The organism is Dyella humicola, assembly GCF_026283945.1.
Lineage (GTDB): Bacteria > Pseudomonadota > Gammaproteobacteria > Xanthomonadales > Rhodanobacteraceae > Dyella > Dyella humicola.
This window is the reverse complement of sequence record NZ_JAPDPC010000001.1, coordinates 2,453,020-2,466,642: the sequence shown is the minus strand read 5'-3', so window position 1 is coordinate 2,466,642 and position 13,623 is coordinate 2,453,020. Positions and strand designations below refer to the sequence as shown.

Annotated in this window: 12 protein-coding genes; all 12 read left to right on the top strand. The window is 58.0% G+C overall.

Annotated features, from left to right (window positions below):
• Positions 1-46: 46 nt before the first annotated feature.
• The 12 genes from OUZ30_RS10965 (at position 47) to OUZ30_RS10910 (ending at position 13,431) form a co-directional block, all read left to right on the top strand.
• Positions 47-460, top strand: a complete 414-nt coding sequence (locus OUZ30_RS10965; RefSeq protein WP_266182360.1) for a hypothetical protein — start codon at positions 47-49, stop codon at positions 458-460.
• A 55-nt stretch (positions 461-515) separates the two neighbouring features.
• Positions 516-935, top strand: coding sequence for a hypothetical protein (locus OUZ30_RS10960; protein ID WP_266182359.1), 420 nt, complete (start codon positions 516-518; stop codon positions 933-935).
• Positions 936-1,164: 229 nt separating this feature from the next.
• Positions 1,165-1,860 (top strand): hypothetical protein, encoded by a 696-nt coding sequence (locus OUZ30_RS10955; protein ID WP_266182358.1) that lies wholly within the window; start codon positions 1,165-1,167, stop codon positions 1,858-1,860.
• A gap of 777 nt (positions 1,861-2,637) precedes the next feature.
• A complete protein-coding gene (locus tag OUZ30_RS10950) occupies positions 2,638-2,859 on the top strand; it encodes a hypothetical protein (RefSeq protein WP_266182357.1) in 222 nt (73 codons plus the stop codon).
• 1,179 nt (positions 2,860-4,038) lie between these two features.
• Positions 4,039-5,610, top strand: a complete 1,572-nt coding sequence (locus tag OUZ30_RS10945) for a hypothetical protein (protein ID WP_266182356.1) — start codon at positions 4,039-4,041, stop codon at positions 5,608-5,610.
• Between the two features lie 208 nt (positions 5,611-5,818).
• Positions 5,819-6,340, top strand: a complete 522-nt coding sequence (locus OUZ30_RS10940; protein ID WP_266182355.1) for a hypothetical protein — start codon at positions 5,819-5,821, stop codon at positions 6,338-6,340.
• Positions 6,341-6,544: 204 nt separating this feature from the next.
• On the top strand, positions 6,545-7,039 hold the full coding sequence (locus tag OUZ30_RS10935; RefSeq protein WP_266182354.1) for a hypothetical protein: 495 nt from the start codon (positions 6,545-6,547) through the stop codon (positions 7,037-7,039).
• Between the two features lie 22 nt (positions 7,040-7,061).
• Positions 7,062-7,577 carry a hypothetical protein gene (locus OUZ30_RS10930; RefSeq protein ID WP_266182353.1) on the top strand — a complete coding sequence of 172 codons (516 nt, stop codon included), beginning with the start codon at positions 7,062-7,064 and terminating at the stop codon, positions 7,575-7,577.
• 176 nt (positions 7,578-7,753) lie between these two features.
• Entirely contained in the window at positions 7,754-8,425 is a 672-nt protein-coding gene (locus OUZ30_RS20380; RefSeq protein WP_266182352.1) for an ankyrin repeat domain-containing protein, read from the top strand.
• Positions 8,426-8,831: 406 nt separating this feature from the next.
• On the top strand, positions 8,832-9,911 hold the full coding sequence (locus OUZ30_RS10920) for an MBL fold metallo-hydrolase (protein ID WP_266182351.1): 1,080 nt from the start codon (positions 8,832-8,834) through the stop codon (positions 9,909-9,911).
• 85 nt (positions 9,912-9,996) lie between these two features.
• Positions 9,997-10,473: a hypothetical protein gene (locus OUZ30_RS10915; RefSeq protein ID WP_266182350.1), complete on the top strand. Its 477-nt coding sequence runs from the start codon at positions 9,997-9,999 to the stop codon at positions 10,471-10,473.
• Between the two features lie 510 nt (positions 10,474-10,983).
• Positions 10,984-13,431: a GH92 family glycosyl hydrolase gene (locus OUZ30_RS10910; protein WP_266182349.1), complete on the top strand. Its 2,448-nt coding sequence runs from the start codon at positions 10,984-10,986 to the stop codon at positions 13,429-13,431.
• The last annotated feature ends 192 nt before the right edge of the window (positions 13,432-13,623 follow it).

The following is a 13,623-nucleotide window of genomic DNA, read 5'->3' as shown; positions in this document are numbered from 1 at the left end:
GCTCCGCCTCACGCGGAGTCATCCGTCAAAGAATCAGGGGAAATTCATGAAGTTCACCGGCATTAGCCTCGCGCTAGGCGTCTTTGCGCTTGCTGGTTGCTCCACCAGTCGATCTTTCGTGCCCTATGGGGTTAATTTGTCCACCACCGCACACGTGGTATCTGAGTTTGACCTTCAGTCGGCAAGTAGTGACGGAAGACGATTCTATGTGAGAGGCGTCGACGGCAAGCACACGACGGACCGCGTTGTGCAGGCGCCGACTGACGTCTATCTATTGCCCGGCAAACACGCGATCGACCTTGAATACCAACACGCTGGCATGTCTGCTGAGTCGCACCTATTCGTAACCGTCAAAGCTGGTGCGGAGTACGTGGTGCATCACGAGGTGCTGGGCTATAGCGTCAAGGTCTGGATTACTGAAGGTGAGGCGGGGCCAACTGTCAGCGAGAAACGCTCTTAATTCATCCAACTGGCGCGCGCTCTGCGGCCTCGCGCGAAATTTATATGGAGACTCTATGAAGAGCTATGCAATCGCGTCTGTTATCACATCCGTTTTTCTGCTCGCAGGTTGCGGCGTGGGAAAGCCGTTTGTCCAGCCGGGTATTAATACCAATGATTCCGCACATGTTGTGACAGATTCAGACCATTCAAGCCAAGTTGCGGGATGGGACCAGCGCATCTACATCTGGGCGATCGATGGTAAAGACACACATGCAGGCGTTGGACTCAGGCCCGAAGAGGCCTACCTCAGCGAAGGCCCACATAAGCTCGAAATTATCTACATGTTCATGGGTGCAAGTGCGAAGGGCCGGTTGACGCTAGTTGCTCAGCGCGGCCACGATTACGTGATTCACCGGCAACAGGATAACGGCCGTATGCGATTCTGGATTACCGATGGCTGGTCGGGTCCGGTTGTGGGCGGAATCGCGGACTGATGCTTCTTGGAGAAATCCTGTTTCAATGAGAGCGCGTCTTTGTTGAGCGCACCACCACCGTGTCGACATGAGGGCGACGTCCGCTTCCGACCCGGAGCAGACATTAGCTAGGATGCGCTGATGGGCCAGGCAGGGGGGCTTATGGCTACGGAATCGGAGATACGCGAGGACATCTCGTTGTGGGTGCGCACAGTTCACAGAGAGGGAGCGCAGGCTGTACGTGCCCATCATGAAGGCACTGTCCTGGTCCTTACGAAGATTGGCGTGGATGGCCCATCGAGCACAAGGCAAAATCGTGACTACTAACACCAACGCCTCCAGAAACGAGTCAGTGGCAAGTGGCGATAGACGAGTGCTGTGGCCGCTGCCTGTCATTTTATGCATTTCCCTCTTTTTTGCCGTGCTCGGGGGAGGGATTTTCTGGTCGGAGAGTGACGTGCAGCTTTGGTTGGCACATCGGGCGATGGCCTACATTCCCTCGGCTGCCTGCATAGCAGCGTCGTCTCCTTCGCCTGCACGGTTTGCCTTTGTATATGGGGTGCAGTGGTTAGCTGTTATTCCGTATTTGTACTACTGGTTTATCGTGGTTCCACCATGGGCCAAAGGCGTTCGAGACGCCTCACGAGCAAAGGCTGCGAGTTTGAGCACAAAGCAGAGGATGACTTTTCTCCTTGGCGTCGTATTGCTTGCTCTCTATATGTTGGGCAATCTTGGATTGATAGGGTTTCCAACGTTCTTCAATGGACACTTTGCATGCGCCGGCGAGAGGTCTCCGGCAATCCTTGCGAGTATCCATGATCACTGGCTGGCATTGGCTATTTATGGTGCTTTGGCGGTTTTTTGTGAGTGCACTGTTGCCTGGATGTTCGTTCTCTCCTTGGTGAACTTTCGTGTCTACCTATTCGGAGACAGTCTTCCTGACTGAGGTTTAAGAAGCCCGATCAACGCTTATAGCCAGAACGGGCTCAGGTTGCGATGCGCGAAATGTGCGCACTCAGATGTGCGCGCGGTGGACACCACATCAAAGCGATTATGACGAGGACCCCGCGCAGGACCTCCGGGTCACTAAGACTGGCGTTACCGAACCATGTTGAAAAGGAACGTCCGCTTCCGACCCGGAACGGACCTTCCAAAATACCGCAAAGGATGCCCATGAGGCCCGATGAGTCGTACACGGAATTTCGGCGGTTCTTGAAAGGACGTGGCCAAACACTGAAGTCACTCAGTGTTCCAGACGGCCTTGAAGCCGCCTTAGAGTTCTATAGATCGTTCCGGGTCGACGACGCTTCGCACGACGGCGATGGCTTCGCCTATAGCTGCTCGATGCCCTTTAGAGAACGAGGGACCCGCTTCGAACTCGCATTCTTCCGACTGTTCAAATCAGCGAATGGCTCTTTCGAGCCGTCGCGACTGAGGCTGTCTCTATGCTTCAATTGGCTCGATGTGGTTCGTTGGCTTGGTCGTCCTGATTCAGGCCTTCCGCAGTCCAACCATTACGCTTGGGAGCTGCCCGACCTTGGCCGGCTACGAGAGGTTCTGGAGCATGACGCTACCTATCAGGCGATCATTGATCGGTCGCCGAAGACGGTCGAGCTTCGGTTCGAACCCCTTTGGGGTGTCTATGGGTGAGATGTCTACTCCCGACCCGGAGCGGACCTAGTGCCAAAAAGTAAATTGCAGTCGCCCCCTTCGGGACAGTGGAATGCCAAAGTTCACCTGGGACGATATCGTTTGCGTCGCTGCCAACTCCCGGACGCAGCTTCGTTCGCCCAAGCAAGCCTGGATAGTTGGCGTATTTGAAGGGGAAAAAAGACCAGGCAGCTACTTTGAGCGGTTTCCGCCGGGCGTCATTTACAGCGTTGAGTTTGAGGATGGATCGTCCACGGAAATCCACGAAGATGACCTGGAGCTGTGGCCGGAATAATCCTTATTTGACCGTGTCGATACTCAGCGCAAACCGTCCGCTTGCGACCCCAAGCGGACTCTCACCAAACCGGCCAAAAGGCCACCGGCCGTTGGGGTCCGGGCATCAACGAAGGGAGGAAGTGCTTGATCTCCGAAGCGATCGACTACCTATATTTGAGAATGGCTCGCATAGGGAGGAATGGCGACGCAAGCTCACGCGCGACATTTGCAGCGGTGCTGTTGGCGCTTTGGGTCTCTGTAACTGCCTTCACTCTGTGCAACGTAGTGGCATTTTGGGTCTTCGATTACGACCTAGCAGAGCTCTATCGGCCGTGGGTTGACGAACTCGTCGCGAACCCGGGATTGAGGCCGCGGGCCGGCGGGTTGGCCCTTCTGATCACCTTCTTTCCGGTGCCGCTAGTCTGGGCTATGGGGGTTAAGAAAAGGTGCATCGCTAGAGTCGGGGCCCCTGGTGGCCCGAAAGACTACGCAATATCCGCGGTGTCATTTTTAGTGCTCTATATGGCGGGTGCACTGAACTTCGATAGACGCCTGTCGATCGTCGCTCTATCGATATATCTGATCTCTTTTACCATCGTGGTTTGGGCGAGCGAGCATAGCCGACGATCCCAGAAGGGCAGCACCTCGAGTTGAAGTCCGGGTTTCCGAACACGCTGAGAATATTAGGCCGCAAAGGTCTGCTTCCGACCCTGAGCGGACATCAGCCTTTCCAGTAGGATGCCCGAACCTCAGGTCTTTGGCGGGGGAGTCATGCAGTGGGGAGCGTGGTTCGGATTCGGATTCGCAATTCCGCCTTTTATTGGATTTGGCGTCCCTCTCTATAAGGTGCTCAACCAGGTCAGAGCCAAAGATTCCGCGGTCCAGAGGTGGCGGTCACTCGCGCGGCTTGGCGCCGGCGTTCTAGTCATAGTAAATATCTGCGGTCATTTCGGATTGGGACACTCGAGCCTCACCGAGTCGGCATTTTTCGCAGCCTCCCTATTGCCCGTCGCCTGGGCCTTCTTCCTTATCAGAAGGGGCGTTGGGACATATTGCGTATGAGGGAATGGCCGCCTCTGTCTCGAAAAGGACTTTCTGTCTGTATGTAACATCCGATTTCGGATGACAATCTTGGGTCCGAGACAGGGATACTGTGTCCTGTCTGGGGCAATTTGCGGTTTCCCATATAGGGGGTATGGTGAAAAAGGTCTTCTACGGATTTGCGTTGGCGTCCTTATTGACGGCGGGTACCGCCGAGGCGGACGTCGTGGTTGCCGCGCGCACGGGAAATGACGGCTATGTCTTCGCGAGCACACCGAAGGGCGATGCCGCTGCAACCATCTCTGTCCGTTCTGCTCAAGACGGTTCGACCTATGACCTCTCATATCTCGTAGGGTCAAAAACACCAAGTGAAGGAAGGTGGCTTCCTGAGGGCGATTATCAGATCGTCAAGTGGAATGGCCTAGATTTCGGCGCATACGCACCGTTTCACGTCGAATCCGGAAAAGTCACCAATCTGGGTAGTCTCGTGCCCGTAGATGTCGGGGAAGACAAGTTCGTGGTTCTGCCGCTGAAGCTCAGAGAGGACGAAGATGCGTTGTCCCTCGTTCTGCGAGCTCTGCAGCCCTCCTTATCAAGCTCTGAAGTGATTGCTTGGAGTCCGTCGGGCGTCCCGTCGCCGCTAAAATATCCGGACCCACCGCACCCTTCTAGCCCTAATCTTGGGGCGCTTGCGAATCTGATCTTAGATTACGTCGCTAAGGTGAACAGGCCATCCCTTCAGCAGCAGCTCTTGAAGTCACCTGATGCTGCGACGCTCTTCGCAATCGCCAAATCGGCGAGCCCGCCACTGACGCACATTGGCGTTGTTGATGAGCAAGGCAATCTCTACTACGGCGCCGACTACGGGCAGGTGCGAGTCAGAGACCCCCATGGCAGCTGGGGGGCGTTGGATACGGGAGCGTTACAGACGGTGACGGCGCTCACCCGACGAGACGGATCGCTCATTGCTGGATTCGAAGATGGAACGATTCGTCGGAGCAATGACAACGGTACATCGTGGCAGCTTGTTGCATCACTTGACTGTGCCGATACGGTCGTGGACATAAGCTGGAGCGGGAATCGGTGGCTCGCCACCACTGCGGGTGTGTATTTGGACAGCAACAAGCTCGCTCGCGTCAATCGCTTCTGCGTTTATGCTTCGAGTGATGACGATATAACTAAGCTCACCAAGATCAAGGTTGTAGACCCCGCGTCCAACCTGCTCCTCGCACCCGTCCACGCACAAGTGGTATCAGGCGGTTACTACATAAATATGTCGCCCGATCTCATGCGGCTCGACTTCGCAACGATGAGTTGGTCGCGCGTATCGCTATCCGGACCCGTCGAGGGGTTTGCAGTCTCAAAGGATGGCAAGGTCGTCAGTGCTTATCATCCGGCTGGCATGTTCTCCAAGCTCTATGTCTCAGACGATATGGGGGCGACGTGGAAAGAATATAAAAGGCCCCCGTACATCATTCAGGACGTGCAATTTCTCAGTTCCGGTGATGGGTTTGCTGTACGAAAGAAGCTGAAGTTCGCTACAGCCGCGCTCGAATTGTACAAGTTCAATTCGGCCCGATCGGACTGGACGTTTGACCAGGAGTTGCCTGACGAATGTTCAAGCCTGCTTGATGATGCTGAGAAAGTTCCGCGATTTTGCATCACACGCAGCGGTAGCATCATTGCGCTTGGCGACGGCAAGTTGGACGTCGAGTTTGTTAGAAATTAGTCGGTCGAGAGGCCTATTGGCTATGGCTCGATGGACGGGAAGTCAGGGCGAATATTCGGTGTTGTGGCGTCCGCTTGCGACCCAAAGCGGACACCAAGAGGCAGGAAATCTTCAGTCACCGGATGAACATGGAGGTAAAGCTATGCGATCAGTGGTGCTCGTGACACTAGGGTTCCTGGCGTTGGCGGTCCAGGGATGCGTAGGGTCCTTGTCTATATTCGGCAAGGATCAGCGGCAGTCGCTCGAGTCGACTCCGCTGTTCACCAAAGAAGGTACTCCCCAGTTCATTGTGTACGTGGCTTGCAGGAGCGAGGATGAAAGCTGCTCGACAGTACACAAGATCTTCTCGGAGTGGACGGGTGAGCGACGCATTCGACTTCATCTGGTCGACGAAGATGATGCCGTGTTCACGGGACGCCCTCGCTCCTCGGACAAAGCCATTGATAAGCCATATCGCTTGGCCTTACAGATCAAACCGCTGGTTGTTCCAAGCTTCTCTCAGTTCAGAGGGGGTATGTATGCGACCGGCAATTACGATAGGCCAAGGGTCGGTTATAGGGCAGATGTGTATGTCGTCGATGCAGCCACCAGCACTGTGATTCAAAAGCTTCCCATCCACCAGGAAGTGACTACTAATCCTGACGACAAGGCGAATCCCTATATCGAGGCGGAAATGGTGAGGCTTATTGCTTCTCTTGACCCGACGTACCCCTTTCCGAAAAGCAAGTGAGCACAAGACGTGTCTCACTGCGTCGTGCTGGTGGAACGCCAGCTTCTGGCCTGCTTGAATACGTATGCCGGCCATCACAGAGCGCCACGGCGATCTTGGCCCCGGCGGTCAGTGCATCTGGCATAAAGACCTCGATGCTTCCAAGAGGGTCCGCTTTCGACCCAAAGCGGACGTGCTGATCTGATCCATATGGGATAGAGAGCGATGAAGAAATGGTCACCCGCCTTGATGCTCGTTCTGGTCAGCAGCCTGTGCCATGGGGAAACTTTTTGTGGCACGGCGCCGTATGTGCCCTTCGACCAGGTCGTGCAAGACAAAGCCCTGATGATTGGCCGGCGCGTCCGGACTCATGTGGTCGTTACGACTGACGCCAAGGAGTACACGCTCTACCGAGAGAACGAACGTTCGCTCTCTGGATTGCTGGAGACCACCGACGACGAAAGCCTCAGATACGCCAGGGCCAATGCGCCATCGCAAAGCACCGGCGTTAACGTGCGCGAGGATCTTCTTCGAAAACTGCAGGAGGCTGAAGGAGACAACTTCAAGCCGGACCTGACGATGATCCGCTACTACAGGCAGGATATGGCGCTGTGTGGTCGAGTGACAAAGGATGACAGTGGGTTTCGGTTCGCGGTAGACGATGGGATTCTGGAACGGACGTACCTTTTGCCTCTGCCAAAAAAACAGGCGGCTCGCTGAGCCTTGCAAAGGTGCTTGATCAATGTCCGCTTTCGACCCGCAGCGGACCTTTCGACACGGTCTAAATTGGGCAACAGCGCAAGGTGACCAACCCAAGCACGTTGTTCAGGTCGCAGCCAACTCTCACCAAGCCCTCATTATTTTGTGCAAATCCCTCATGTCTTCTGGGGAGCACGAGTTCAACATCGAGCCTGCCCAGGTGGGTGCATCCACGTTAGAGGAGGCCATCATCATGAAGCGCTTGATTATCCCCGCGGTTATCGCCTTGGGCTTCGCCTTCATTGGACAGGCCAATGCAGCGATTGAAACCTACACCGTCGACTTGAATGGTTATGTGGTTGTGGCTTTCGTCGGAGCCACGCCAGCCGAATTTGCCCAGGCGGAACACCTGGCGAAGAGCTGGGAAGCTCAGCGTCACTTGATGCTTAAGCCGCAATCGATGAAAGCAGTTGCGGTCCGCCAGTCGGCAACCGTCGCCCTGACGCAGGCTGAACTACGTAGTGCCATCGTCGGAGCCGCACTGGCAAAAGGACCCTGAAAGCCCATTGCGGCAGGTGACCTTGATAAGCGCCACCGATTGGGCGCTACGGCAGGAAGGAAGCTCGCGAGCTGCCTCGCGAGCTTCGCGGTTGATTAGGTCTGCTAGCGACCCGTAGCGAACCTTTTCAAAATGAACGGCCTTGGGTGAATGGGGTAGGGAACTAGGGGGACTGGGTGCGCCGACTTTGGTATCTGCTCGTCGTCTTGCTGATCGCATCATCATCCACACTTGCCCGGGCGGCGGGTGACCCGGCCGTGCTTGCCGCCGCGCTCGACGTGGTAATGGGAAACTTGCAGGGTGCCCCCATCTGCCGAGGCGTTGCACATGACGCCAAGCGACCGGACCGGATGAAACTCGCCGCTTTAGTCGCGGCGCTGCCGGATCCCAACGCGAGTTATCCGTTTGGATCCATGGACATCACACCGCTCGGGTTGGCCGCGCTTGCTGACGACGTACGGCTCCTGGATAGCCTTTTCGCTCGGGGAGCCCAATGGCGCCAAGACCCCGCCAACAGTATGGCCATGTATGACACGGCCCAACACGGCTCGCCTGCGATGATCAAGGCGCTCCTGCGACACGGCCTTCGTCCGGACATACGGCAACCGGGCGGATGGTCACCCATCATGGCCGCGGCTTGGGCGAACAGGCTGGATAACGTCACCGTATTGCTTGAAGCCGGAGCCGACGTCAATCTTGCGCTGCCGAACGGCACTAGTGCATTGCGCGCCGCGGTGATGTGCAAGAACCAGCGCATGGTCGATACCCTTGTACACGGTGGGGCTCGTCCGGATGCCAAGACAACGCACTTGGCCGAGGAGCGGGGGATAAAATTTCCCGACTCCTAAATGTCCGCTTCCGACCCATATCCGACATTCGCTCTGGCCGTAGACAAAGCTTGGATTGGTAGACCTGGCATTGATCGCTCAAACAAAGGAACGAGGCATGTTGGCGCTTTGGCCGATCGGCGCAATGGCAATCGCTGGCTGGGCACTTGGTTTTGAAGACCCATGGCGATGGAACTACTGGCGACAACCGACGTGATAGTCGGGCCTTCGGTGCTCGTAGAAGGTGCGCGCTCCAAGGGCACTTGGTAGCAGTCCTCAAAGATGGAGGCGGCAACGGATTCCGGGGCGGACGGAGCACGGCCCCACAATCTGCCATTCACACCGCCTCCATTGCAGGCACTTACCGCTAGTGATCTGATTGCTTGCCGCTCACCGGGGGACCGGCTCTTTCGAGAGGAGAAGGGCGATGCGTCAGACCGGGGTGGGGTTTTTCATGGGCCGGGTACTTTCGCTTGCAGCGATGCTCGTGCTGTTTATTAGCGGCTACGCCAGTGCGGCTGCAGGAAAGGACAGCGCAGCACCGGCTCCTTCGACAGCCCGAATCACCATTTTGTATGACGCCTTCGGCAAAGATGCGTCCATGCAGAAGGATTGGGGGTACGCGGCGCTCGTCGAGGTTGCCGGCAAGCGCATTCTGTTCGATACAGGCGGCGATCCGGATATCTTTGCGCATAACGTCAAGGCCGCCGGCGTTGACCTCACGAAGTTGGACTTTGTGGTGATGTCCCACCGCCATGGGGACCACGTAGGCGGCCTGAGCTATCTGCTGAGCGTCAACCCCAAGGTCAAGATTTATGCGCCCAACGATGGGCTCGGCGGCGTGTTCGGGTCTGACAAGCCAAGTTCGTTCTACCGCAAAGATGAGAAGCTGCCCGCCGAGATGCGCTACTACGACGGCAATCCGCCGCCAGTGCTGCGGCTTGGCAAGGCCTGGCCTGGAGCCAATATCGAGCTGGTTGATAAGTCCACGGAAATATCGCCGGGCATCACCCTGATCGCCCAGGTTTCCGAAACGCCAGGAACGCGCGAACTCAAAGAGCTGTCGCTGGCTCTGGACACACCGGAAGGACTGATCCTGATCGTCGGCTGCGCCCACCCCGGGATCGAAGGCATCGTCGCCGAGGCCGCCAGGATCAATCCGCACATCCACCTTGTCGCGGGCGGGTTCCATCTGGTGACTGCGGACGACACCACCATCGCCCACGTTGTCACTGCGTTGCACGAGACTTACCACATAGAGTGGATTGCTCCGGGACATTGCACCGGCGAACCGACTTTCGAAGCCCTCAAGCGGGCGTTCGGTGAGCGCTATCTTTTTGCGGGCGTGGGCACGGTGCTCGATCTTGGCGTCACCCGTCAGGCCAGGAGCGTTGCCTGGGACTTTGAAGACCATGCCAACTACCGCCGGCTGTTAGGAGGCAGCGACGACCTGCCGACGCCTGACACGCATGCGCCCCCGTTGGCCCGGTCTACCCCGTCGGACTAGCGTTTCGTTCGGGCTGCCACGAAGCGCATCTGGCCCGACTGACCTCATCTGAGTATTTTTCTACATGCCATTTGGAGGACAAGACATGCAACGCACGCGCGGAATGGTTGGTTCTGTGAGTATCGTGCTCGGCCTATCACTGATGGGAGGGACCGCCGTCGCCGCGGCCCCTCCATGTAGTGCGTTGATCACGCCTAGTCAGGCTGCCGCCGCCATGGGCGTTTCGGCGGCCAAGCTAGGGTCCGACCTGGGCCCCGGCATTAAGTCCTGCGTGTGGTATCCCACTGACGCCACGGCGAAAAAAAAAGTTTCGATGAGCATCGGGGATACGAAGGAATTCGATGCCATGTCGCAACTACCTTCTATGCCAGGTAGGCGTGAATCGACGCCTGTGAGCGGTATTGGCGATGCTGCATTTCAAGTGACGATGGGCGCAACCAACACCAGCCTTCATGTGAAAAAAGGAGGTGTTGGCTTTACGGTCATCGTGAGCGGAATGCCCTTGAGTGAAGCCAAGGCGGCGGAGCAAACGCTTGCAACGCAGATACTCTCGAAGCTGTAGGAAGGCCCGACCACTGGTGAATCGCGGCGCATGCGCTTCGGCTCTTCAGGTAGCTAAGTTCATCGGTTGGAACGACCGCTACGGACCCATAGCAGACCCTCCCTTCAATGGCGACAGTGGGAGGCACGTTGGTAGGCGAGGGCAAGCCAACCCTCGCGTGGCCATGACGCTGAATTTTGCTTAGGGTTGGTCGCGCTCAAGGTGCGTTCCTGCAGAGCGGCGTCTCCTGGGGAGCGGGGCGTCAGGTCGGGCGCGGCGAAGTTTTCATGCAATGCAGCAAGCTTTGTGGGGTGGAGTCGATATAGAGTCCACGCCCATGCGTAACGCGTCGGCCCTTTTGGCGTTGCGTGTTTCTCTGGTCCTTGGCTATCGCCAGGGGCTCGATAACCACGTGCGACTGCGTCCGCCATTTTTTTTGGTACGAATTTAGATCGATCTAAATCCAATGGGTGGGGCTGGGATCGTTGCCAGCCAACCGCTGGGCCAACGAATGCCAGGGAAGCGTTTCCTATGAATCAACTGTCGTCTGCCATGAATCGTTCGGGATGCAGGGTTAACCCAAGGGGGCGTTCGTGGTCACGAGGCCTCGCTATCGCGCTGGCTGGACTCATCACCACGGTGGCGGCGCAGGCGATGGCGCAGGAGACGAGTCGCACCGCCGATCTGGTGAATCCGCTCATCGGCAGTCGCAATGGCGGCAACACCTTCCCAGGCGTGTCGATGCCTTTGGGCATGTTGCAGTGGAGCCCGGAGAACACGCGCGGCAAGCACGCGCACACGGCGTCGCCCAGCGGCTACCAGTACGACGCCACCCGCGTTCGCGGCTTCAGTCTTACCCACCTCTCCGGGGCTGGCTGCGCCGGTGCCAGTGGCGACATTCCCTTCATGCCGGTCACCGTGTCGGTAGTGAGTTCGCCATCCGCCGACCTCACCGACAGCATCTATGGCAGTGACTTTGCGCATGCCGATGAGGTGGCAAAGGTCGGCGACTATCGCGTTGGCCTGTCCAGCGGCGTACGCGTGGCCCTGGCCGCAGCGACGCGCAGCGGCATGGCGAGCTTCGCGTTTCCGGCGGGCAAGCCCGCGAACCTGCTGATCCGCGCTTCGGATTCGGAAGTCGGCAGCAGCGACGCCAGCGTCAAGATCGACGCGGCGACGCGAACCGTCAGCGGCTCCGTGACCAGTGGCAACTTCTGCGGCTATCTGGCGCAGGCGGATCAGCGCAGCTACTACACGCTTTATTTCGTGGCCAAGTTCGATCAGCCATTTGCCAGCAAGGGCGCCTGGCACGACGGCACGGTGCAGCCTGGCAAGAAAAGCACGCATGGCGGCACCGGCTACGGTGACAAGGGTTACCCGGAAGCGGGCAAGGGCTCTGGCGTGTGGCTTGGCTTTGCGCCGGGCGACAGCACTGTGCAGGTGCGCGTCGGTATTTCCTATGTGAGCGTGGCCAATGCGCAGGCCAACCTCGACGCGGAGATTCCCAAGGGCACGACGCTGGCGCAAGTGCGTGAGCGCACGCGCGATGCCTGGAGCGAGGCGCTGGACAAAATCGCGATCCAGGGTGGCACCGACGATCAGCGCACCACGTTCTACACCGCGCTCTATCACTCGCTGATCCATCCCAACGTATTCAGCGATAGCAACGGTGAATACCGTGGTTTCGACCAGAAGGTGCATCGCGTGACTGGCACGCAACGCGCTCAATACGCGAACTTCTCCGGCTGGGACGTGTATCGCTCGCAGCTGCAATTGCTCACCTGGCTCGATCCCGAGGCGGGCGGCGATATCGCGCAGTCGCTGTACAACCAGGCCACCCAGAATGGCGGCGAGTGGGATCGCTGGACGCACAATAGCGGCGGCACGCATGTAATGAGTGGCGACCCGGCCGTGCCAGCGCTGGCGGCCATCGATGCCTTCGGTGGGCACAACTTCGACCTGAAGAATGCTTATGCCTCGTTGGTCAAGGCGGCCACCGAAACCACGGCGCATGACCTCTCTGACGATGGTTGCAATGTGGAGTGCGTGGGTCAGCGGCCGTCACTGGACCAGTGGCTGCAGTTGCACTATATCGCCACCACCTCGCACTCCTGGGCCGGTGCCGCAGAAACGCTGGAAGATGCCACGGCCGATTTCACCCTGGCTCAACTGGCGGCACGCGTCGGTGATGCCGAGGGCGAGCGCCGCTTTCTTACCCGCGCGGGCTACTGGCGCAATCTGTTCAATCCCAAGGCCGCGCCGCAAGGTGGCTATATCCAGAACCGTAACGCCGATGGAAGCTGGCCGGCGTTTACGCCGGAGACCGAGGACGGCTTCGTCGAAGGGAGTGCGTCGGTCTATCTGTGGATGCTGCCGTTTGACGTGCACGGGTTGTTCGATCAGCTCGGTGGTTATGGCAAGGCCATCGAGCGACTCGATCGCTTCTTCCATGACGATAAGGGCCAATGGGCGCTGACCCGATCCGGTCCGCTGCATGCCGAACTCGACAACGAACCTTCGATCGGCACGCCCTGGCTTTACGCCTTCGCCGGCCAGCCCTACAAAACGCAGGAAGCCGTGCGCGTCGTGCTCAACACACTGTGGAAGAACGCGCCGGAGGGCATTCCCGGCAATGACGACCTGGGCGAGATGTCATCGTGGTACGTGTGGTCGGCGCTTGGCCTCTATCCAGCCATTCCGGGGCGCGCCGAGCTGGTGGTCGGCAGCCCGTTGTTTCCGCGCGCCGTCATCCATCGCACCGGCGGCGACGTGACGATTGAGGCCTCTGGCGCGACAACCGATGCGCCGTTCGTGCACGCGCTCACGGTGAATGGCCAGCCTCATGACAGTCCGTGGTTGCCCGCTGACTTCGCGATCCACGGCGGGCATCTCGACTTTACGTTGCGCACCGTGCCTGACCTGCACTGGGGCAGCGATATCACGAAGGCTCCACCGTCCTTTCCACCGCCGCAGTCCTGAGCGGCGGCATTCGGGGGCGGCCTTCGTTTCAAATTTGGATCGATCAAAGCATGGCGAGTTTGCATGGTCTGGATGGTCAGCTGCGGGTGCTCTGCAAGCTTGGTGGCCGGTGAGGGAGGGCGTTGGTCTTCCATCGCACCAAGAGCTTTGAGCGATAGCCCGCATACGTCTAAAAAAAATAATTGAACACAT

Bases quoted from the DNA above. Each gene is read 5' to 3' on its own strand.
- OUZ30_RS10965 (WP_266182360.1), top strand. From the start codon at position 47: ATGAAGTTCACCGGCATTAGCCTCGCGCTAGGCGTCTTTGCGCTTGCT.
- OUZ30_RS10960 (WP_266182359.1), top strand. From the start codon at position 516: ATGAAGAGCTATGCAATCGCGTCTGTTATCACATCCGTTTTTCTGCTC.
- OUZ30_RS10955 (WP_266182358.1), top strand. From the start codon at position 1,165: ATGAAGGCACTGTCCTGGTCCTTACGAAGATTGGCGTGGATGGCCCAT.
- OUZ30_RS10950 (WP_266182357.1), top strand. From the start codon at position 2,638: ATGCCAAAGTTCACCTGGGACGATATCGTTTGCGTCGCTGCCAACTCC.
- OUZ30_RS10935 (WP_266182354.1), top strand. From the start codon at position 6,545: ATGAAGAAATGGTCACCCGCCTTGATGCTCGTTCTGGTCAGCAGCCTG.
- OUZ30_RS10930 (WP_266182353.1), top strand. From the start codon at position 7,062: ATGTCCGCTTTCGACCCGCAGCGGACCTTTCGACACGGTCTAAATTGG.
- OUZ30_RS10920 (WP_266182351.1), top strand. From the start codon at position 8,832: ATGCGTCAGACCGGGGTGGGGTTTTTCATGGGCCGGGTACTTTCGCTT.
- OUZ30_RS10915 (WP_266182350.1), top strand. From the start codon at position 9,997: ATGCAACGCACGCGCGGAATGGTTGGTTCTGTGAGTATCGTGCTCGGC.
- OUZ30_RS10910 (WP_266182349.1), top strand. From the start codon at position 10,984: ATGAATCAACTGTCGTCTGCCATGAATCGTTCGGGATGCAGGGTTAAC.